This is a genomic window from Helicobacter sp. 11-8110 (assembly GCF_003288905.1).
Classification (GTDB): domain Bacteria; phylum Campylobacterota; class Campylobacteria; order Campylobacterales; family Helicobacteraceae; genus Helicobacter_D; species Helicobacter_D colisuis.
Genome location: NZ_NHYL01000011.1, coordinates 1 through 22,234, shown reverse-complemented (window position 1 = coordinate 22,234; position 22,234 = coordinate 1). Strand labels below are relative to the sequence as shown.

The window sequence follows — 22,234 nt, the reverse complement described above, 5'->3', positions numbered from 1 at the left end:
ATGCTAACCAATCCGGTTGTAGTTTCAATTTTTGTTATGAGTGTGCTTTGTTTGGCGCGATTAAATGTTTTGTTGGCGATTCTTGTTTCAGCTTTGGTTGCTGGAGTTATTGCGGGGATTGGATTTGAAGAGACTATTAAGGTTTTGATTTCTGGAATGTCAGGTAATTTAGAAATTGCTTTGAGTTATATCTTGCTTGGTGCTTTAGCAAGTGCGATAGCAAGGACAAATCTTACGCCTATTTTTGTGCATCATATTGCCAATTTTATTCAGAATCGCCGTTTGATGTTTTGTTTTTTTATTGCATTTTTTGCTTGTTTTTCACAAAATCTTATTCCGGTGCATATTGCCTTTATTCCTATTTTAATTCCACCGCTTTTACCTTTAATGAATCGCTTGAAAATTGATAGAAGGGCGGTTGCTTGTGCTTTGACTTTTGGGTTAAAAGCGCCTTATGTAAGTTTTAGTGTTGGGTATGGATTGCTATTTCATACAATTTTACAAAAGCAATTAGAGCAAAATGGAATCAATGTTACTTTAGAGCAGATTTCAAGTGTGATGTGGATTGGTGGAGCTAGTATGCTTGTGGGATTGCTTTTGGCAATTTTTATTTTTTATCGGAAGCCACACGAATATCAAAACACTTTCTTAGAAGAAAATGTTTTAAGACATTTGGAAAATCCTAAAATGAGTAGGCAGGATTTTGGTGTTTTATTGGGTGCCATTGTTGCCTTTGTTGTGCAGATTTTGGAAGGTTCTTTGCCATTAGGTGGGATTGCTGGACTTTTTGTGATGATTGCCTTTGGGGCTATTAAGTGGGATAATATTGATAATGTAATTGAAGATGGCTTTAAAATGATGGCTTTTATTGCTTTTGTGATGCTAATTGCAGCAGGATATGGTAGTGTCTTAAAAGAAACAGGGGCTATTGAATCGCTTGCAGAATCAGTTTCTTCTCTTTCAGGTGGGCAACTTGGCGGCGCAATTATAATGTTATTAGTTGGTTTGTTGGTGACAATGGGTATTGGGACTTCTTTTGGGACACTTCCTATTATTGCAACAACCTATTGCCCCTTGGCATTAAATCTTGGCTTTAGCTATGAGGCTATTATTTTGCTAGTAGGAATTGCAGGGGCATTAGGTGATGCAGGAAGCCCTGCATCAGATAGCACACTTGGTCCTACTTCTGGGCTAAATGCAGATGGACAGCACAATCACATTTGGGATACTTGCGTACCAACTTTTTTGGTTTATAATATACCTTTAATTGTTGGTGGAATCATCGGTTCAATGCTATTGTAATTTTTAAGGAGTTTGTATGCGAGATTTTACTCAAATAGCAAAAGAGGTTTTTGATATTGAATCAGAAGCAATTTTGGGGTTAAAAGACTATTTAAATCAAGATTTTAATGGCGCGATTGAATGCATTTTAAAACTCAAAGGGCATTGCGTGATTACAGGAATGGGAAAATCAGGGCATATTGCTGCAAAAATGGCTGCGACTTTAGCAAGCACAGGAACTCCTAGTTTTTTCTTGCACCCTGGAGAGGCATTGCATGGAGATTTGGGAATGCTTACAAAAGAGGATGCGGTTATCGCAATTTCAAACTCAGGAGAGAGTGAAGAGGTTTTGCGGATTATTTCTCTTATTAAAAAGCGTGGAATTCCATTAATTGTGATGAGTGGGAATCCACAATCAACTTTAGCTAAGGAGGGGCAGTATTTTTTAAATATTGCTGTTAAAAGAGAGGCGTGCCCTTTGCAACTTGCCCCAACCTCTTCAACAACCGCAAATTTAGCAATGGGTGATGCAATTGCAGTGGCTTTAATGAAAGCAAGAGGATTTAAACCGGAGAATTTTGCAATGTTTCATCCTGGTGGGAGCTTAGGCAGAAAGCTTTTGACGCAAGTTAAAGATATTATGGTTGCTAAAGATTTGCCTATTGTTTTGCCTAAAACTAGTTTTAAAGAATTAATTGCAGTAATGACAAGTAAAAGACTTGGAGTGTGTTTGGTGTTGGAGGATAATAAGCTAAGGGGGATTATTACTGATGGGGATTTGAGACGAACTTTAATGGAGGATAAATTTGAAGTTTGTGCTGAAGAAATTATGACTAAACAACCCAAAGTGATTCAAAGCAATGCTATGGCAACGGAAGCAGAGGCTATAATGATGGAATCAAAAATAAAAGAATTGGTGGTAATGGATGGAGATCAAGTCGTTGGAATTGTGCAACTCTATGAAGTTGGTAGAATTTAGTTTTTGTTAATAAAGCACATTTTGAGTTTCATTTACCATTTGTTTGTTTTTTAAGCTTTTAGTTAAGTTATTTTTTATAAAATTACAAGTTCTCTAAATATTAATTAGTCTAGGGAAATCTTAGAGGAAGGAGTCTATATGCAATCAAATTCTGCATTAGAGTATGATTATTCCATTGCAAAATTATTTCTTTTTGCAACGATTGTATTTGGTATTGTAGGATTATTGTTGGGTGTCATTATCGCTTTTCAAATGGCGTTTCCAAATCTCAATTATCTTGCTGGAGAATTTGGAACTTTTGGGAGACTTAGACCATTGCACACTAATGGAATTATCTATGGTTTCACATTAAGTGGTATTTGGGCAGCCTGGTATTACTTGGGACAAAGAGTTTTGAAAATTTCATACAATGAGCATCCATTTTTAAAATTCATTGGTCATTTACATTTTTGGCTTTATATTCTTTTAATGGCATTGGCAGTTGTAAGTTTATTTGCCGGTTTAACACAATCTAAAGAGTATTCTGAATTAATTTGGCCTTTGGACCTTTTGGTGGTAGTTGTTTGGGTTTTATGGGGAGTTAGTCTCTTTGGATCAATGGGTGTGAGAAGGGAGCAGACAATTTACATTAGCTTGTGGTATTTTATCGCGACTTTTGTAGCTATTTCTGCTCTTTATATTTTTAATAACTTGTCTGTGCCTACTTACCTTATATCCGGGGTTGGTTCTTTATGGAATTCTATTTCTTTGTATGCTGGAACTAATGATGCGATGGTGCAATGGTGGTTTGGACACAATGCGGTTGCATTTGTATTTACTTCTGGAATCATTGGGGTAATTTATTATTTCTTACCTAAAGAATCAGGGCAGCCTATCTTTTCTTATAAACTCACATTGTTTTCATTTTGGGGGTTGATGTTTGTTTATATTTGGGCAGGTAGCCACCATCTTATTTATTCTACTGTGCCTGATTGGATGCAAACAATGGGTTCTATTTTTTCTGTGGTGCTTATTTTGCCTTCTTGGGGAACAGCAGTGAATATGCTTTTGACAATGAAGGGACAATGGCATCAATTAAAAGAATCACCTTTAATTAAATTTTTAATTCTTGCCTCTACATTTTATATGTTATCAACACTTGAAGGACCAATTCAGTCAATTAAATCCGTGAATGCTTTGGCGCACTTTACAGATTGGATTGTAGGGCATGTTCATGATGGTGTTTTAGGCTGGGTTGGTTTTACGCTTATTGCAGCTTGTTATCATATGACACCAAGATTGTTTAAGCGCGAGATTTATTCTAAAAAGCTTATGGATATACAATTTTGGATTCAAACAATCGCAATTATCCTTTATTTTTCAAGTATGTGGATTGCTGGAATTACCCAAGGTATGATGTGGAGAGCAACAGATGAATTTGGAAGTCTAGCTTATTCATTTATTGATACAGTAACTGTATTGTTCCCTTATTATACAATTAGAGCAATTGGTGGAACAATGTATTTGATTGGATTTATTATCTTTGCTTATAATATTATTATGACCATTGTTGCAAGTAAAGAGCTTGAAAAAGAGCCTAACTATGCAACTCCAATGGCAGCGTAAAGGAGGGTTGAATGTTTCATTGGTTGGAAAAAAATCCGTTTTTCTTTACGGTAGTTTTTTTGTTGGTATTTTCTATTGCAGGGTTAGTTGAAATACTTCCTGATTTTGCAAAAGCGTCTCGCCCTACTGAAAATCTTAAACCTTATACTTTATTAGAAACTGCAGGGCGTCAAATTTATATTGCAGAGAGTTGCAATGCTTGCCATTCGCAGCTAATCCGTCCTTTTAAGGCAGAAACAGATAGATATGGAGCTTATAGTTTAAGCGGTGAATATGCATATGATAGACCATTTTTATGGGGTTCTAAAAGAACTGGTCCAGATTTGCATCGTGTAGGGGATTATAGAACAACAGATTGGCATGAGGAGCATATGTTAAATCCATCTTCTATTGTTCCTGGATCTATAATGCCTGCCTATCCACATTTATATCAAAAAAATGTGGATGTAGATACTGCTTATGCTGAAGCTTATACCCAAAAAGTGGTTTTTGCAGTTCCTTATGATACAGAAGGGAATCCAAAGCTTGGAGATTTAGAATCTGCTAGAGCAGAGATTTTGGCTGAAGCAAAAGTTTTGGTTGAAGATATGAAAGATCCAGAAATAAAAGCGGCATTAGAAAGAGGTGAGATTAAGCAAATTGTAGCTTTGATTGCTTACCTTAATAGTCTGGGGCAAAAAAGAAGGGCGAATTAGTCGTGGATTATGAAACTATAAGAGTCATTCAAGGCTATGCATATTGGGCTGTTACGATTTTGTTGGTGGTTTTGTTGTATGGTTATATTTACCATCTCTACAAAAGCCAAAGAAGTGGGAAAATAGACTATGAAAAATATGCTAGATTAGCCCTTGATGATGACTTGAACGATGAAGTAATCGAAGAGAGAAGCAATAAAGATAAAAAGAAGGAGAGCTAAATGGAATGGTTGAACTTAGGTGATAGTGTAAATCAACTTGCATTGCTTGGCGCCATAGCAATTCTAGCTTTAACTATTTTCGTTGTTGGTGGTTATATCAAAAAAATGAAAAGCAGTAAGGCAGAAGGTGATTTATCAAGTGAAGAGTGGGATGGAATTAGAGAATTTAAAAATAATATTCCAATTGGTTGGGGTGTAACTTATTTGGTGCTTATTATTTGGGCATTGTGGTATTGGTTTGTGGGATACCCTCTTAATTCTTATTCTCAAATTGGTGAATACAATGAGGAAGTAAAAGCGTATAATGCCAAGTTTGAACAACAATGGCAAAATATTGATGAAGCCACTTTGGTTAAAATGGGACAAAATCTCTTTTTAGTGCAATGTTCACAATGTCATGGAATCACAACAGAAGGAATAAATGGAACAGCGGCTAATTTAGCAGAGTGGGGTAGAGAAGAGGGGATTATTACAACAATCAAAGAAGGAAGTAAAGGCTTAGGTTATTTGCTTGGAGATATGTTGCCAATTAGTGAGGTAGCTCCGGGAGTTTTGGATACTGAAGAAGCACAAAAGGCTGTGGCAGCTTATGTTATGGCTGAAATTTCTGAAGTAAAAAAGACAAAATATCCAGAATTGGTAGCTAAGGGTAAGGAGCTCTATAGTGCTGCAACTTGTAATGCTTGCCATGGAGATGATGGAAAAGGTATGGGGGGAATGGCTCCTGACTTGAGTAAATATGGAACAACTGCATTTGTGGCAGAAGTTTTGGAAAAAGGCAAAAAAGGACATATTGGTATTATGCCTTCGTTTAAAACTCAGATGCTTACAGATATTCAAAAAGAAGCTTTAGGGCATTTCATCTATTCGGATAAAAACTAAGGATACATTATGAATGGTTTATTTGGAATTAATGGATTAGGTGGTTATATAGTCGCGGTAGTATTATTGCTTGCTATCGTCTTTGGGTTGGGATATGCAGCAGTAATGACACAAAAAGCAGAGGCGAACAATCCTTATGTGATTGAGAATCCAAATAGCATACAAATGAAAAGCGTTGAGAATGCTGGGCATTTTCAAAGCGTAGAGGAGTAAAAATGGTAAAGTATAGTAGTTTAGAAAAAATTCTTTTTATTGCGCATATTGTTATCATTATTGTTTCTATTTCTGTAGCATTTATCCCAGATATGCTTCTTTTTGTCGGTTAAGATGTTTAAAGTCTTTAAAATAGGGATTTTATCCCTATTTTGTTTTGTATTTTCTTTTGCAAAGCCCTTTGTGATAGAAAACGAGAATCAACTAGTTGAAAAGACCGTTGGCTTTATTGAGATTCTGTCAAGTGAAGTTTATGAAAAAACAGGTGTAAAAATGTATATTGTTGCTCTTGAGGATTTAGGGGAGATGAATCTTCAAGAGAAAGAATCTTCTTACACTTATAATCTACAAAACCCCTATGTTTTACTCTTTTTTAGTAAAAATGAAAAAAAAATCAATATCATTGTTAGTCAAGAAGTAGAAAGAATGTTTGATAAAAATGAAGTTTATTGGGATTATATTGTGCCTTTGATTCCAAATTCTGCTAAAGAGCTAACAAATGAGAGAATCTCTGCCTTTTTATTGAATGGTTTTGTGGATATGGCAGATAGAATTGCAGAGTTTCACAATGTTAAATTAGAGCATAACTTTCCAACGCAAAACAAGGGTGTTCAAATCGCGGTGAGGACAGCTCTTTATGCAATGCTTTTTGTCTTATTTGTCTTATTCGTTTTTGTTTATTTAAGGAGAAAATAATGACTAAGAATTATTGGCCTATTGGAATTTTTTTGTTAGCAATGGTTGTGGTTGGTTTAATTGTTTTAACAATTAAGACTGCATTAAATAATCCTGTTGAAATGAAAGCAATGTGTGGAATGGATTCGCAATATGTAGATGAAAATATCAATGAAATCACACAAAAAAGACAAGCTTTTTTAAAGCAATACACTGTTGAATTTGAAGGACCAAAAGAGCAGGGTTTAAAAGAATTTAAAATGGCTTTTGTAGAGATTAGAAATTTAAAAAATCAAAAGCTGCAAACAGATGCTAAGGTTTCTTTTTTTTTAGCGCGTCCAAACACTATTCAAGAAGACAAAACTTTAGGAGAGGGTGAGTTTGTCGATGGAATCTATCAAAGTCCATCTTTTGAAGTAGATAAACAAGGGCGTTGGCAAGTAGAAGCCTATGTGGAAATAGGAGAAGATTCAATTTGCTTGATGCAAGAATATCTAATTAAGTAGAAAATCTTAGCCATTGGGCTTTGTAGGTTTTGTGGATTTTGTAAATCATAAGAGGAAAATTTATGACCTTTAAGGCAATATGTGTGGATATGCAAGGAGAAAATCTCATACACGCAATAAAAGACATCACCATAGATGATCTATCAGATGGCGATGTGATTATAAAGGTCAAATACTCTAGTATCAACTATAAAGATGCTTGCATTTAAGAAAAATGGTGGTGTGATCCGCAAATACCCTATGATACCGGGTATAGATCTCTGTGGCGAGATTATAGAATCTAAAAACCCAAGCTATAACATAGGGCAAAAAGTCTTGGCAACAAGCTTTGGCATAGGGGTTTCTCACACTGGCGGCTATGCACAATATGCAAGATTGCAATCATCTTGGATTACGCCCTTGTCAAATGGATTATCACTCAAAGATAGTATGATAGTGGGCACAGCAGGTTTTACAGCAGCTTTAAGCATACAATCTCTGCAACAAGCAGGTATGAATAAAAGCAATCAACCCACCATAGCAGTAACGGGCGCAACTGGTGGTGTGGGCACTATGGCAATTGCACTCCTTAAAGCAAAAGGGTATGACAACATCATCGCTATCACCTCTAAAGATAATCAATCGCCAATGCTAAAAAGTCTTGGCGCGAGTGATATTGTATCGCCAAAAGATATCATAAAAGATGATAACAAGCCTCTACAATCACAATGCTTTGATTATGTGATTGATTGTGTGGGTGGTGCATTAGCCACGAGTTTATTGACACAAATATCCTATGGCGGAGCGATGAGTGTATGTGGGAATGCAAGTGGGATAGCTCTAAACACAAATATTTTGCCCTTTATCTTGCGTGGGATACAGCTTGTGGGCATAGATTCTGTGGCATATCCAAATGAGAAAAGATTAAGAATTTGGCATGAAATCTCAAATGCAATGGCATTCATACGGAAAATACCTATCACAGAAGTTACGCTTGAAACACTAGCACACAAGCTAGATTCTATACAACACGCAACTAACACAGGAAGCAACATAGTATCAATTAACAATCAATAACTAAATGCTATAATACAGCTTCAAACTACTTAATGTTTTACTTTATTGTAAGGATTGTATTATGGCTTGTGTTTTACAAATCGGTGCAGGTGGTGTAGGTGGCGTGGTAGCGCACAAAATGGCGATGAATAGAGAGGTTTTTTCACGCATTATCTTGGCGTCTCGCACACTAGATAAATGCAAAGTGATAGCAGATTCTATCAAGCAAAAAGGCTTGGGCGAGATTGAGATAGATTGTGTGGATGCTGATAGTGTCGAATCTATGGTGGCTTTGATAGAAAAATACAAGCCAAAGCTTGTGGTAAATGTCGCTTTGCCCTATCAAGATTTGAGCATTATGGAAGCGTGTCTTAGGACAAAAACGCATTATTTAGATACCGCAAACTATGAGCACCCAGATTCTGCGCATTTTGAGTATAAAGAACAATGGGCATATGATACACGCTACAAGCAAGCAGGGATTTTTGGGCTTTTGGGAAGTGGATTTGATCCGGGCGTTACGAATGTCTTTTGTGCGTATGCGCAAAAACATTATTTTGATGAGATTCACAGCATAGATATACTTGATTGCAATGCAGGGGATCATGGCTATGCGTTTGCGACAAACTTTAATCCTGAAATTAATTTGCGCGAAGTTAGCTCTAAAGCGAGGTTTTGGGTAAAAGATGAGAATCTTGCACAAAACACAGACCTAAAAAAAGACACCATTTATCGCAAGTTTGAGCGAGAAGAAAAGCATTTTAGCCTAGAGGCAAACACACAAGATTTAAAAAATGAAGACTACTTTGGCGGACAATGGCAAGATATAGCACCGCTTGATTTGATGAAAGAATGGGAATATCCAGAAGTGGGCGTAAAAAATAGCTATCTACTTTATCACGAGGAGCTTGAATCGCTTGTGCGAAATATCAAAGGGCTAAAGCGGATTAGATTTTTTATGACATTTGGAGAATCTTATCTTACACATATGAAATGCCTAGAAAATGTAGGGCTTTTGCGTGTCGATGAAATAGAGCATAATGGGCAAAAAATCGTGCCAATACAAGTGCTAAAGACACTACTGCCAGATCCAGCAAGTCTAGCGCCTCGCACCAAAGGGCAAACGCACATCGGTTGCTACATCAAAGGCATAAAAGATGGCAAAGATAGGACAATCTATATCTATAATATCTGTGATCACGAGGCGTGTTATAAAGAAGTCAATGCCCAAGGCGTGAGCTATACCACAGGTGTGCCAGCGATGATTGGGGCAAAGCTTATATGTGAAGGGAAATGGGGCATAGGAGCGGCAAAAATACCAAATAACGCAGATAATAGCGATATGCCAAAAGGCGGAGAATTTCAAGGAATAGATTCTCATAATGGTGGTGGAGTATGGAATATGGAGCAAAATGACCCAGACCCCTTTATGGCAGAACTAAACAAACAAGGACTTCCCTATGTGGTGTGTGAGATAGATTCTAATGGAGAGCGAAAAATACTAGAGGATGGGAGAAAATAGTAATGATAAGGACATATTGTAAGATTTTATTTCTAAGTATAGCCCTTTGTCTTGCCCTCAGTGGTTGTGCTACTATGGCGTATTATTCTACAGAGCAAGACCCACAAATAGCATTTGACAAGCAAAAACCGCTTACTATCTATTTAGGCGAAAATCCAAGTGTTTCTGATAAAAAATTTGGACTTTTGCTAGGCGAATTAATGGTAGAGCAGGGATTTTCTATCAATGGATTTAATACAGATATGAAACAAACTCCCTATGCTCTTGGTTTTGATATAGAGACAAAATCTTCCAATTATACAGGAAGCTACAACTACATGACATACAATACACAAAGGACTTATATAGCTGGCACATATTCGGGCAATGGATATAATCCCGGGACAACGATTACGACGCAAGTGCCAACTACCCATACGCAGGTTTATACAGGAGTTTATGTTTATAAGCTTATCAGAATCTATATTTTTTCTCGAGAGCAAAAGGAGCGCACACTGCTATGGTATGGTGGTATCCATGTGAGTGTTGGAGACTATGATAAATACAAGGAAAACACTATAAGAAATCTTATTAAGCTCATAGGGCAAGATTTTAAGGGCGATTTAGACATTAGCAAAAATCCTCAAGATTTAGCCAATACAGATTCTGTGTGGTAAGAGTCAGGAAGAATCAATGAGCTTATTATGGAAAATGTTTTATCACATATTTTTAAAAAAGCCAAAGAAATATAGCTATAAAACTTACAAACAATATAGTAATTTTGACAACGCACAAGCTAACAAACAAAAAGGCGATAAATACGAGCAGCAGATTCTAAAGCTATATAAAAAGCAAGGCTACAAAGTCTATCCGCAAGGATTCATAAAAGGCAAAGCTGATGGTGGAATCGATTTAATAGCATATAAGGGCAATGAGGCACTTTTGATACAATGCAAAAATTGGGAGTATTCGCAGGTAAAGCAAGAGCATTTGAGAATCTTTTTGGGTGATTGCACTGCATATTTAGAGAAAAACCACAATATTTTTGCTAAAAAGAATGTGCGGAGAGTATTTGTAACCAGCTGCGAGAATCTTGACTACGGCGTAGAGAAATTTTTGCAAGAAAATAATCTAGAGTATAAAATCATTGCATATCAAAGCATAAATTTGCGATATTAAAGATCGTTGTATTTTTAGCAACCTGCTATAATCCTTAATCGAATCTAAATAGTAAAATCTAATGTGTAGAGGAAAGCAGGAAGTAAAAATAGCCAAATGTATCCGGCAAAGCAACAAGGCATAAAAAAGCGCAACAATTACACAAGCATAGCATACAAAGGCACTCAAGCAGTATAAGAGGATAAATGGCATAATCTCTAAGAAAAAGAAATAATGTTAAATTTTGACTTTAGCAAGCTACAAGAGAAAGATTTTAAAGAAGATTCTGTGCGGGAATTTATCCATTGTGCCACTTTTGAAACAATTAGGCTTTTTGCGCCGAAAGATTCTAAGCAATCGCAAAAAAACTCTAGGCTAGAAATAGTTTTATCACTAAAGCTTACAAGTCCCACAATTACAGGCAGTAATGAAAAAATCACTTTTACGCGCTTCCTTGATTATGTGCTATATGTGGTTTCTAAACCACATTGTGTGCTAGATGCAAAAGCCCCAAAAGTAGAGATTAGCACACAAAGTAAAACAGAGCGACAAGCATTTTATTATGTAATCAATCCTGAACTCAAAGCTCCATTTTACGCACTTTGCAATGGCAAAAGTCTCACGCTTTTTGAAGCTAACGGGCAGAATCTCTCAAAAGAATTTTTATGTGAAGAACTCTTTATAAATGGCTTTGATAACGAAACTTTTGCACTTTTAAGCACCTCTATACAATCTTTAAAGCAAACTCTAGCCCAAGATTCTAAAACACCTAAAAAGCCTGATACTTGGTATCTAGCTAGAGAATTGCCCAAGGCAATTTTAAGTCCTAAAAAACAAGCAAAGTCTCGCTACTTTGGCTGCACAGCCTACTTCACGCGTCGAAGTTGGGATATCGTAACCCAAAATATCAAAAATTTCACAGACAAGGGTGATGTCGTGCTAGAGATAGATTCTAAAGGCGAAAGAAAAGTGTTAAAAGATGGGAGAAAGCAAAATACACCCATTCTTTAAATTTAGTCAAGATTTTTTATAATAGAATCCAACTTTAGGGACAACATTTTAAAAGGAAAGCCATGGATTACAAACAAGCCTTTTTTTCACAATTAGAATCTATGTATCTTGGAGTGCAAATAGAGGATACTCAAAACCTATTTAATACAGACAAGATACAAAAAAGTGGCTTTATCAATCTACTCAAAATAAAATCACAATACTTCAAAACTATCAAAGAAAAACTAGAAAAAGAGGAAGTAAAATATCCTATTTACAATAAACTTTATAATTTTTTTGGAAGCTATCTCAATGAAACAGGCACGCCCTTTTTCTATGATACACCCTTGCACAAAAACATTTACGCTAGAGTGTATACTAATTCTAAAGATACAAGCCTTTTTTATAAAACACAAAATCTCTATTATGTCAAATCTGATGTCATCTATCATAATGCCGAGATTAAGAGCGAAGATTCTAACTATACCTTTATCTTTGATACAAGTTACTTTACCCCAAATAGTGATAATGCCAAAAACAAGGCTATTTTTAAGTTTAAAATAGATGAAGAGATTAGAATCTATGTGCTAAACAACAAAGAAGAGCTACAAGATCTCCCCAATGTCTTTAAACAAAATAGTAGTGATTTAAGCGATGAATTTATCAAAGCCCTAAAAGACAAGCAAATACGGCTACAAGAAGAAGAAATAAAAAAGATTCTATACGCTTACAAAAAGCAAAATGAAGTCGACTTTTTTATCCACAAAAACGCAAGAGTCTTTTTGCAAGAGCAGTTTAATCTATGGATGTTTAAATATGTAGTAGATGATATTACAGATTGGAGTAAAGAAAAGATTGATGAGTTAAATCAACTCAAAAAAATAGCCTTTAGAATCATTGACTTTATCGCAGATTTTGAAGATGAGCTAAAAGCAATTTGGTGTAAGCCAAAGTTTGCTAAAAATGTGCATTATGTCTTTAGTCTTGATACTATCTCTAATCACGCTAGAGATTCAGAGCAAATACTAGAATCTATCTTTCAAGACACAGGCTTTAAACAGCAAATCAAAGAATGGCAAGAGCTAAAACTCATAGATGAGCATTTTGAAATCAAAAATATCAATGATGAGCAATATAAATTTTTACCTCTTGATACGAAATATTTGAGCGAAGAAAATTATTATAAGCTTTTGGGTGTATTTGATAATTTAGATGAGATTTTACATGGAGAGCTAATCAAAAGTGATAATTTTCAAGCCCTTAATTCTCTCATGCCAAAATATCAAGACAAGATTGATTTAATCTATATTGATCCGCCTTATAATACAGGGGGTGATGGCTTTGTCTATACAGATAAATTTAACCATAGCTCATGGCTTACGATGATGAATAATCGCCTAGATCTAGCAAAAGAATTTCTAAAAAATAGCGGAAGTATTTTTATAAGTATTGATGATAATGAACAAGCAAGGCTTAAGATTCTATGTGATGAGGTGTTTGGGGAAGAAAATTTTGTGGCGAATATTGTTTGGAATGGAAAATATACAACCTCCAATGACGCAAAGTATATTTCAAATCAACATGAGTGTATTCTTTGTCTTGCAAAGGATATTACCAAATTTAATCTGAATCTATTAAAACGAACAGAGGATATGGATTCTGCTTATAGAAATCCTGACAACGACCCAAAAGGTAGTTGGAAGGCTACTCCATTACACGCCAAAAGCGGAACTGAAAACAACCTATATAAAATCACTTTCCCTAATGGCATTTCTTGGGAAGCCCCAAAAGGTAGATATCCTCGATACTCCAAAGAAAAACTAATGCTACTTTACAATGAAAATGAATTGCATTTTAATAAAAAAGGTGGCATAGACAAAAAGACTTATTTGTCTGAAGTTAAGCAAGGTAAAACCATCGGAAGTTTTTGGAATTATAAAGAAGTTGGAAGCACACACGAAGGAAATGAGAATTTGGCTCTCGTGCTAGAAAAAGGTGTTTTTGATAATCCAAAACCTGAAAAACTTTTAAAAAGAATTTGTGATATAGGGAGCAATCAAGATTCTGTTATTTTAGACTTTTTTGCAGGTAGTGGCACTACAATCGCCACTGCTCATAAATTAGGGCGTAAATGGCTTGGTGTGGAAATGGGAGAGCATTTTTATAAAGTGGTAATCCCGCGGATGAAAAAGGTTATCGGTGGTTTTGCAAGTGGGATTAGCAAAGAAGTGGAGTTTAAAGGCGGTGGTGCTTTTAGATACTATGAGCTTGAAAGTTATGAAGAGAGTTTGGAAAATTGTGAATATATATTAAGTAGTGATAATGCGGAAGTATTATCGATGAATTTTGAAGGTTGTCAAGGCGGAGGCGAAGGGAGTTTGCTAGACGCAAATGACCGAACCGACAACGCAGACTCCTTTAAAATTTGCGACAAAACAACGCATTTAATTGATTATAGAAAATCCCGCAAACTCATCAAAGGGCTTAAAAAAGGAGAGAAAATCTGCCTTGATATGAGCAAATACAATAAAAGCTTTGATATTTTTACCACAATGTCAAATCTCTTAGGGCTTAAAATTAAAAGTATTTTTCTTGATGAAAATGGCATACAATCTTGCAAGTTTGAAAATGATGATATTGTGAATCTAGAAACTATCGACTTAATCAAATACCCAAAACTAAGAAATCTCATTTGGTGGGAGAAATAGATGAGTGGAATGTCAGTAAATATCGAAAGGGTTGTTGATGATTTAAAAAATATCAAATTAAATAATGTTTTCTTTGAAGCTATTACAAATTCCATACAAGCAAAAGCTACGAAAATAGATATAAAAATTTATTCTCATAGCCTATATGAAGATGAAGAAAAAATACTACCATATGTAGATAAAATAGAGATTATAGATAATGGTGATGGATTCGATGAAGAAAATCTTCAATCATTTAAGGAATATGGTAGTAAGCATAAAATCTCTTTGGGATGTAAAGGGGTAGGCAGATTTGTTTATTTGAAGTTTTTTAAATATGTTGATATAAAAAGCAAAGATGTAGAATTTAGTTTTGATATTCATGGTGTAAAAAACGAGGAACAAGCAAACAATATTGAAACTAAAATATCATTTTTAGAGCCAAAAGAAAATATTAATATTAATTTTAAATATTTAATACAAGCCATCAAAGAGCATTTTTTAGCATATTTTTTAATACATCATAAAAATAACACGCAACCAATTGTAATCAATATTTATGATAATAATGAATCAAGAGGTAGCATTCTAAGCAATCAAACACCAACTTTTAAGGAAAAACAATTTAACATTGGGAAATATAAATTTACTCTAACATATGCGTATGGGAATAAAGAATTGAAAAATGAAGGGTATTATGTTGCAGATAAAAGAGTAGTATCTAAAAACTCTGATTTAGAAAATGAAAAAAAATATAACCTATTTAAGGATAACGAACTTAAAATATATTTTATGCTGGAAAGTGAATATTTTAATAAAAATGTAAACAATGAAAGAAATGAATTATTAATTTACCCTAAACAAAAAAATACATTGCAATTTCATGATTTATGCTGGGAAGATATACACGATGAATTAGACATACAATTAAAAGAAATTTATAGAAAAAATGGGTTTGATATAGATAAAACTATAAAAGAAAATAGAAAGAAAGCCATTAAAAATTTTCCTTATCTTGGTGCATATTTTGACAATCGCAATGAATTAAATATAGATCAAATGCAAAAAAATGCAAAAAAAGAATTTGAAAATGATAAGATATTTTTAAGAGATGAAAATAATAAAAATGATAAAAACTATGAAGCAACATTAAGTAAAGTAACCCAAGCTGAATTAGCTGAATATGTTTTTGATAGAAATAAGCTCATTCAACAATTGAAAGAATCTGTTAAAAAAGGAGATATAGAGGCAAAGATTCACAATTTATTTATGCCTAAACATACAAAAGATGAAAAACAAAACTATAAAACAAACAATATTTGGTTATTTGATGATAGATTTATGAGCTATGATAAAATTTTTAGTGATATACATATAAAAGAGATTTTTCCGAATTTATACAATAAACTAGAGAGACCTGATATATTAAGTATAATTTCAAATACTTATAATAAAAATGAGATAACCGATGTTTTGCTTATAGAGTTTAAAAAACCTGATCAAAATATTACTCCAGCACAAGCTGAAGAGCAATTGTTGAAATATGGAAGATTTATAAATCATTTGGTTGATAACAAGATTAGAATTTGGGCTTATGCTTTTTTGAAATTTGGTGATGATACTATGGAGAGCTTGAACGATAAGGCTTATAATAAAATTTATACTACCAATAAGTTTCCATTGTGTTATAAATATTACGAGACCAATAACATGATTGTGAATTTTTTAGATTACGGAGCATTAATTTGTGATGCAGAAAATAGAAATAAGCTATTCTTAGATATTTTGCAAGGAAAATATCTAAGCAATGAATAACATCATCCTCTACGCCACGCAAGATAAAAAGATTAGAGTCGAGCTTTATGAGCTTGGCGATAGCGTGTATTTAAACCAAGAAGGTTTAGCAAAGCTTTTTCTAAAGAAGCCTTGCTTTGACACCTCAAAGCAAAACATAAGTCTGCATATAAAAAATATCCTTGAAGAAGGGGAGTTGAAAGAAATTTCAGTTGTAAAGGAATACTTGACAACTGCAAGTGATAATAAACAATACAATATAAATTTTATCCTAGAAGATGAAAAGAATCTAGAAGAAACCTATAAAGTCCTAAAGGAAAGGTAATGGCAAAGGCAAAGCAAACAGCAGACATCAAACAACATTTGCTCTTAAGTGAAATATGCAATGACAAGAGAATGCAACATAAAGGGATATATGAACGCTATGATTTACAAAACTTTAGCGCAGATATGAGTTTGCAAGATTATCAAATCGCGAGTGTGCAAAATGCAATGATTGCACTTGATTGTTATATGTGCTACAAAGATTCTGAATATAGACAAAATAGAGGGGCAAAGCTTTATAGAATCTATCAAGAAAAATATAAAGATTTTAGACTAAAAGAATCAGAAATTAATCGTGCATCTTTTTGGATGGCAACAGGTAGTGGCAAAACTATCGTGATGATAAAACTCCTCTCGCTTTTAGGTAAAGCTATGCGAGAAGGAAGTATTCCAAATAAGCCTATCATGCTTTTAGCTCCAAATGATACGATTTTAAAACAATTTAAACACAATATCACAAAATACAATAATTACAATGGAGATTCCCTAAGTGTGAGGGAGCTAAAAGAATATGAGAGCGTGGATAATACAAGTTTATTGGAAGAAACTATCGTATTTATTGCTAGAAGCGATTTACTAGATTGCAAAGAAAATGTGGGAAAAGATAAAAATGCAAAAAGACTGGATTACAAAAATTATTGCAATGATTGTGGCTGGTATATTTTGCTTGATGAAGCACACAAAGGGGATAGCAAGGATTCTATAAGAAAATCCTATATCAATGAACTAGCTTGTGGAGACAAACAAAAAGACTATGAAGGATTTTCTAAGGGATTTATTTTTAATTTTTCTGCAACTTTTAGTGATGAGATTGATTTTTTAACTTGTGCATTTAACTACAATCTAGAAAAATTTAATCGTGATGGTTATGGCAAAAATATCGCCCTGCTAGATTCTAATCTCAAATCTTTTGGCAACGAAAATGGTGAAAATGAGAGAATAACAAGAATCATAGAAGGATTTATACTTTTTAGTGCCATTAAACAGAACAAGGAAAAACTATCAGAAAAAGCCACAAGCCTTGGTGTCGTGGATATAAAATACCACAACCCCCTAATCATTGCCGTATCAGATAAAGTAAACACAAAAGATGCAGGAATAAAGCTCTATTTTGAAGCTATATTGCAAATACTCAAAGAAGATAGAGATATACAAGAAATCGCAAACAATCTCTATGAGAAACTACAATATCAAGAACTCTATTTTGCAAAAAATACTTTAAGTGATGAATTTAAAGAATATGTAAAAAATATAGATTCTAAAAGTGTGAGAAAATACATCTTTCACGCAAGTGAGCCTTCAAGCTTAGAATGCTTTAGAGCAAATGATAAAGAACTAGCCTTTAAGAGTAAAAATGCCAATGAGCCTTTTATGCTCTTAAATATTGGTGAAACCAAAAAGTGGGAAAAAGAGCATTTATTAGAGCTTGGTGTAGAGAGCTTTAAAGATTTACAAAAGAGTTACTTCAAGGATATTAACAGCACAGATTCAAGTATTAATATTATGCTTGGAAGCAAAGTCTTTAGCGAAGGTTGGGATAGCAATCGTGTGAATCTCATCTATTTTATTAATATTGGTAGTAAAAATGCCAACAAATATGTTTTACAAACTATAGGCAGAGGCGTAAGAATTGAGCCTTTTGCTCATGTGCGAAAAAGAATGCAATATAACCAATTAGAATACGCGACAAAAGAAGCTTTGTCTTCCCTATCTTGTGGTATAGAAACCTTATTTGTTTTAGCAAGTGATACTGAAGCGATTAAATTTATTTTAGGAAAAATTGAAAGCTTTATCACTCAATATCCTATAAAAGGCTTTAAAAAGACAAATATCTTAAGCCCACTCCCTACACCAAAATACAAAGAAACACAATCTAAAGATAAAAACTACAGGATTGACAAAACAGAAGCAAAAAATCTAAGAGCATATATAGAAAGTTTTGATGAAGATATTTTGGTGCTTAGTAAATGTGTCATTCATAAAGAATGTAGCTATGAAACATTGCAAGAAATACAAAAATTTTTGCATAACAACAGCACAAGGATTCAATCTAGTAATGGGGATATGCAAAAATTTGATAAAAACACAACAATTAGTCGCATTGATAGAATCTTGCATACAACAAACAGAGAATTACAAGAATTTGTAGATTTGAGTGATGAAATCAATCATTATCAAAAATTTCAAACGACTTTGGGGCAAGACTTCGCAAATGAGATAAATGAGATTATAAAAAATATACTTAATACAAAGAGTGAGGAAGAATTAAAAGCTGATTTTGAAAGTGGAAAAATAAATATAGATGAATTTGCAAAAAACCTAAAAAGCAATGCAAAAAAATGCGATATTAAAGACTACGCAATCAATTCAGAGCTAAAAGAGCATTATTATAATCCATTAATTTTCTCTAATAAAGATGATAAAAATACAGAAATCAATTTTGCTATTAGCCAAAAGAGTGAAAGGGAATTTTTAAAAGATTTAGAGGATTTTTTGCAAACAGATTCAAAAATACTAGATAAATATGAGTGGTGCTTTAGCAAGATTGTAGAGAATATAGATGATATTTATATCCCATATTTTGATAGTCAGGCACAAAGCAATCGAAAATTCTATCCGGATTTTATTTTTTGGTTTAGAGATAAAGCGACACAAGAATACAAGATTGTTTTTATAGATCCAAAAGGACTTAGTCGAGAAACAAACCCAATAGATAAAATCAAAGGCTTTGAATCTGTGTATGTGAATCAAAAATTCTCTTATAAAAATAAGGAAATTAAAGTATATCTATACTACTACAATAAAACGAATTCTGAATTTAGAGACTATGAAAGTTATAAGAAGCCTAGTCTTGAAGATATAATGAAAGAAATTTGTGAATAGAATAAGAATAATGCTGATTTATTGATTCTGTATTTGTATAAAACAAAAATTAAAAAACAAAAGGAATTTATAATATTGCGAGTTATATCAAAGCAATTTAGTATTTTATTAGTTTTTTTTTGGATTGCATTATCTATCAATGTCTTTGCTAAAGATGTTTATATTATCCACGGCTATAAAAGCACTAGCAATTATGGGTGGTTTAATGCTGTAGCACAAAAACTAAGCAAAAATGGATATAAAGTCAATATCTTAAATCTGCCCAATGCAGATAAACCCGTGCTAAAAGAGTGGCTTGGTGCTATGCAAAAAGAGATTCAAAAGATTGATAGGGATACTTATTTTATTACGCATTCACTAGGTGGCATAGCAACTTTGCATTTTTTAAGTGAAACATTTGAATCAAAAGATAAAGGCTTTCAAGTCGATGGCGTGGTTTTGGTTTCTCCTTTTGATGAAGAGTAAAAAAATTGCCTATTTTTGGAAGTTTCACAGACAAAAAGCCAAGCTACCAAATCCTAAAAAATGTGATTAAAAATCGTGTGGTGATTTCTGCCAAAGATGATGCAATCGTGCCAACAAGAGCATTTATATTTGCTACAGATTGTGCTACAATACACAAAATATTTGCAAATGGGGGAAGGTGGATGCAACAAACGATTGTTCCTGATAAACAAAGTGTAGAAAATTGTCTAAAACAAAAAACATATCATATTGATTTTTATCAAAGAGAATATGTTTGGAGTGAAGAAACTGCCTTGACACTTTTAAAAGATATTGTGTATAACTTTGAGTTAGGATATGAGCAAAATAAAAATAGCGAAATCACAGAAACGTTGATGGAAAGATTTAACTGGTATTATCTCAATGTGTATATTACAAATAACATTAATGGGAAAAACTACATTGTAGATGGGCAACAACGCTTAACAACGCTTACTTTAATTGCCACTAAACTCTATCATCTACTAGATAAGAGTGATAAACTAAGAGAGCTTCTTGGACAATGTGTTTTTAGTAATAATGGATTTAAAGATATATTTAATCTTGATAACGATAAAAGATATAGTGTGATGGATTGTATTTTTAATGAAAAAACATACTCGGAGACATACAAGAATAAAACCGAAGAGAATCTTCTTGTGCGCTACAAAGATATATCTAGCTATCTTGATGAAAGGTTTAAAGATTCTACAGACCATAAACGAAAAGTATTTGTTTTGTATTTTTTAAAGCGATTGGTGCTGGTGGAATTAGCCATTACCCAAGATGATACACCTATGGTTTTTGAAGTCATTAATGACAGGGGAGAAGCACTAAAACCCTTTGAGATTCTAAAAGGTAAATTAATAGGAGCATTGCCTAAGAGTGATACAGAAAGTTTTTGTGAAAAATGGGATCAATCGTTTCTGCAACTAATGGGTATAGAAGATGATTTCTTTAGTGATTTAATAAAATCAAAATTTGTTTTTAAGAGAAATTCTAATATTGCAAAAAATATCAACAATCAATACCATAGATACATTTTTGAAAATAATGACATCGCTAATACATTACAATTTAGAAAACAAGATGACAAGCATATAGGTAATATCAAAAAATTTATCACGCAAGATATTGTCTATTACTCAAAACTATATAAGAAAATCATATATAGCGAGGATATTTCTCTGCGTTATTGTAAAGAAATCAATGGGCTATCTGGTCAATATCAAAATATTTTATCTGCTTGTGAAATCAATGATAAAGATGAAGATGAAAAAATAAAGCGTATTGCTAGAGAATATGATAGATTTTGGGTATTGCTTAATTTAAATGGAATCTATGATAGTAATGAGTTTCAAGATTTATCCTACCAACTTAATGAGTCTTTAAAAAATGCTAATATAAATGAATATATAAATATTTTTGATGATTTACTTGCTAAGACCATTAAAGAAAAAAGAAATTTAGCAACTCTGCATTCTTTGTTAGATTTCCAAAACTTTATGACTAGAAATTACACTAACACAAATACAAAATTTTTGCGTTATTTATTTGCAAGAGTAGAACAATTTATTTGCGAACATATCAACGAAAAACCCAAAAATGATGTGTTTTATATTGCGAGTAAAACAGGAGAAAAAACAGCTTACCATATCGAACACATACTTTCTAGGAATGAAACAAATTTAAGCTATTTTGATAACGAAGAGGAATTTGAAAAACAACGCAATCTGTTGGGCGGTTTGTTGCTCTTGAAAGATAAAGTTAATATTTCATCTAACAATGAGGAATACGAAGACAAGCTTAAGACTTACAATGCTTCATTGGTATGGGGACGATCTCTTTGCTCTGATTTCTATCATCATACAAACAAAGATTTCTTAAATTTTAATAAAAGCCTAAAAGATGGTGTGCAATTTGAGTCTTATGATAAATTTGATAAAGTAGCTTTAGAAAAGCGCTCAAAACTTCTCTATGAAATCATAAAAATTATTTGGGAAGTGGATAGATATAATCCAAAGTAAAAAAATAAAAGGAATCTGGAATGTTGTGAGCTATATCAAAGCAATTTAGTATTTTATTAGTTTTTTTGATTGCATTATCTATCAATGTCTTTGCTAAAGATGTTTATATTATCCACGGCTATAAAAGCACTAGCAATTATGGGTGGTTTAATGCCGTAGCGCAAAAACTAAGCAAAATGGGTATAAAGTCAATATCTTAAATCTGCCCAATGCAGATAAACCCGTGCTAAAAGAGTGGCTTGGTGCTATGCAAAAAGAGATTCAAAAGATTGATAGGGATACTTATTTTATTACG

20 protein-coding genes and 1 pseudogene are annotated in these 22,234 nt (G+C 33.4%); all 21 read left to right on the top strand.

Features of this window, described 5'->3' with window-relative positions; genetic code table 11:
• Positions 1 to 1,302 (top strand): Na+/H+ antiporter NhaC family protein, encoded by a 1,302-nt coding sequence (locus CCY98_RS07715; RefSeq protein WP_112057973.1) that lies wholly within the window; start codon positions 1 to 3, stop codon positions 1,300 to 1,302.
• Between the two features lie 16 nt (positions 1,303 to 1,318).
• A complete protein-coding gene (locus tag CCY98_RS07710) occupies positions 1,319 to 2,260 on the top strand; it encodes a KpsF/GutQ family sugar-phosphate isomerase (protein ID WP_112057972.1) in 942 nt (313 codons plus the stop codon).
• Between the two features lie 138 nt (positions 2,261 to 2,398).
• Complete coding sequence (ccoN, locus tag CCY98_RS07705; protein ID WP_112057971.1) at positions 2,399 to 3,865, top strand: cytochrome-c oxidase, cbb3-type subunit I; 1,467 nt, start codon at positions 2,399 to 2,401, stop codon at positions 3,863 to 3,865.
• An 11-nt stretch (positions 3,866 to 3,876) separates the two neighbouring features.
• Complete coding sequence (ccoO, locus tag CCY98_RS07700) at positions 3,877 to 4,560, top strand: cytochrome-c oxidase, cbb3-type subunit II (protein ID WP_112057970.1); 684 nt, start codon at positions 3,877 to 3,879, stop codon at positions 4,558 to 4,560.
• 2 nt (positions 4,561 to 4,562) lie between these two features.
• The gene (locus CCY98_RS07695) at positions 4,563 to 4,781 is read left to right on the top strand and encodes a cytochrome c oxidase, cbb3-type, CcoQ subunit (protein ID WP_112057969.1); all 219 of its coding nucleotides are present in this window, start codon (positions 4,563 to 4,565) and stop codon (positions 4,779 to 4,781) included.
• Positions 4,782 to 5,663: a c-type cytochrome gene (locus CCY98_RS07690; protein ID WP_112057968.1), complete on the top strand. Its 882-nt coding sequence runs from the start codon at positions 4,782 to 4,784 to the stop codon at positions 5,661 to 5,663.
• A 9-nt stretch (positions 5,664 to 5,672) separates the two neighbouring features.
• Entirely contained in the window at positions 5,673 to 5,876 is a 204-nt protein-coding gene (locus tag CCY98_RS07685) for a DUF4006 family protein (protein WP_112057967.1), read from the top strand.
• A gap of 183 nt (positions 5,877 to 6,059) precedes the next feature.
• On the top strand, positions 6,060 to 6,572 hold the full coding sequence (locus CCY98_RS07680) for a TPM domain-containing protein (protein WP_242099241.1): 513 nt from the start codon (positions 6,060 to 6,062) through the stop codon (positions 6,570 to 6,572).
• Complete coding sequence (locus tag CCY98_RS07675) at positions 6,572 to 7,057, top strand: FixH family protein (protein ID WP_112057965.1); 486 nt, start codon at positions 6,572 to 6,574, stop codon at positions 7,055 to 7,057. The genes CCY98_RS07680 and CCY98_RS07675 overlap by 1 nt, the downstream gene beginning before the upstream one ends.
• A 62-nt stretch (positions 7,058 to 7,119) precedes the next feature.
• Positions 7,120 to 7,266 (top strand): hypothetical protein, encoded by a 147-nt coding sequence (locus CCY98_RS08690; RefSeq protein WP_250608330.1) that lies wholly within the window; start codon positions 7,120 to 7,122, stop codon positions 7,264 to 7,266.
• Positions 7,253 to 8,113 (top strand): acryloyl-CoA reductase, encoded by an 861-nt coding sequence (locus CCY98_RS07670; protein ID WP_258439932.1) that lies wholly within the window; start codon positions 7,253 to 7,255, stop codon positions 8,111 to 8,113. The genes CCY98_RS08690 and CCY98_RS07670 overlap by 14 nt, the downstream gene beginning before the upstream one ends.
• Before the next feature lie 61 nt (positions 8,114 to 8,174).
• Positions 8,175 to 9,389, top strand: a pseudogene (locus tag CCY98_RS07665) (saccharopine dehydrogenase family protein); the annotation flags it as partial.
• A gap of 227 nt (positions 9,390 to 9,616) precedes the next feature.
• Positions 9,617 to 10,270, top strand: coding sequence for a hypothetical protein (locus CCY98_RS07660; protein ID WP_112057963.1), 654 nt, complete (start codon positions 9,617 to 9,619; stop codon positions 10,268 to 10,270).
• A gap of 16 nt (positions 10,271 to 10,286) precedes the next feature.
• The gene (locus CCY98_RS07655) at positions 10,287 to 10,772 is read left to right on the top strand and encodes a restriction endonuclease (protein WP_112057962.1); all 486 of its coding nucleotides are present in this window, start codon (positions 10,287 to 10,289) and stop codon (positions 10,770 to 10,772) included.
• 213 nt (positions 10,773 to 10,985) lie between these two features.
• Positions 10,986 to 11,762, top strand: coding sequence for a type I restriction enzyme HsdR N-terminal domain-containing protein (locus tag CCY98_RS07650; protein WP_112057961.1), 777 nt, complete (start codon positions 10,986 to 10,988; stop codon positions 11,760 to 11,762).
• 62 nt (positions 11,763 to 11,824) lie between these two features.
• Positions 11,825 to 14,449, top strand: a complete 2,625-nt coding sequence (locus CCY98_RS07645) for a site-specific DNA-methyltransferase (protein WP_112057960.1) — start codon at positions 11,825 to 11,827, stop codon at positions 14,447 to 14,449.
• The gene (locus CCY98_RS07640; protein WP_258439907.1) at positions 14,450 to 16,243 is read left to right on the top strand and encodes an ATP-binding protein; all 1,794 of its coding nucleotides are present in this window, start codon (positions 14,450 to 14,452) and stop codon (positions 16,241 to 16,243) included.
• The gene (locus CCY98_RS07635) at positions 16,236 to 16,547 is read left to right on the top strand and encodes a hypothetical protein (protein ID WP_258439905.1); all 312 of its coding nucleotides are present in this window, start codon (positions 16,236 to 16,238) and stop codon (positions 16,545 to 16,547) included. The genes CCY98_RS07640 and CCY98_RS07635 overlap by 8 nt, the downstream gene beginning before the upstream one ends.
• A complete protein-coding gene (locus tag CCY98_RS07630; protein ID WP_112057959.1) occupies positions 16,547 to 19,429 on the top strand; it encodes a DEAD/DEAH box helicase family protein in 2,883 nt (960 codons plus the stop codon). The genes CCY98_RS07635 and CCY98_RS07630 overlap by 1 nt, the downstream gene beginning before the upstream one ends.
• A gap of 75 nt (positions 19,430 to 19,504) precedes the next feature.
• Positions 19,505 to 19,894 (top strand): alpha/beta hydrolase, encoded by a 390-nt coding sequence (locus CCY98_RS07625; protein ID WP_258439902.1) that lies wholly within the window; start codon positions 19,505 to 19,507, stop codon positions 19,892 to 19,894.
• A 5-nt stretch (positions 19,895 to 19,899) separates the two neighbouring features.
• Positions 19,900 to 21,939: a DUF262 domain-containing protein gene (locus tag CCY98_RS08685; RefSeq protein WP_258439900.1), complete on the top strand. Its 2,040-nt coding sequence runs from the start codon at positions 19,900 to 19,902 to the stop codon at positions 21,937 to 21,939.
• The last annotated feature ends 295 nt before the right edge of the window (positions 21,940 to 22,234 follow it).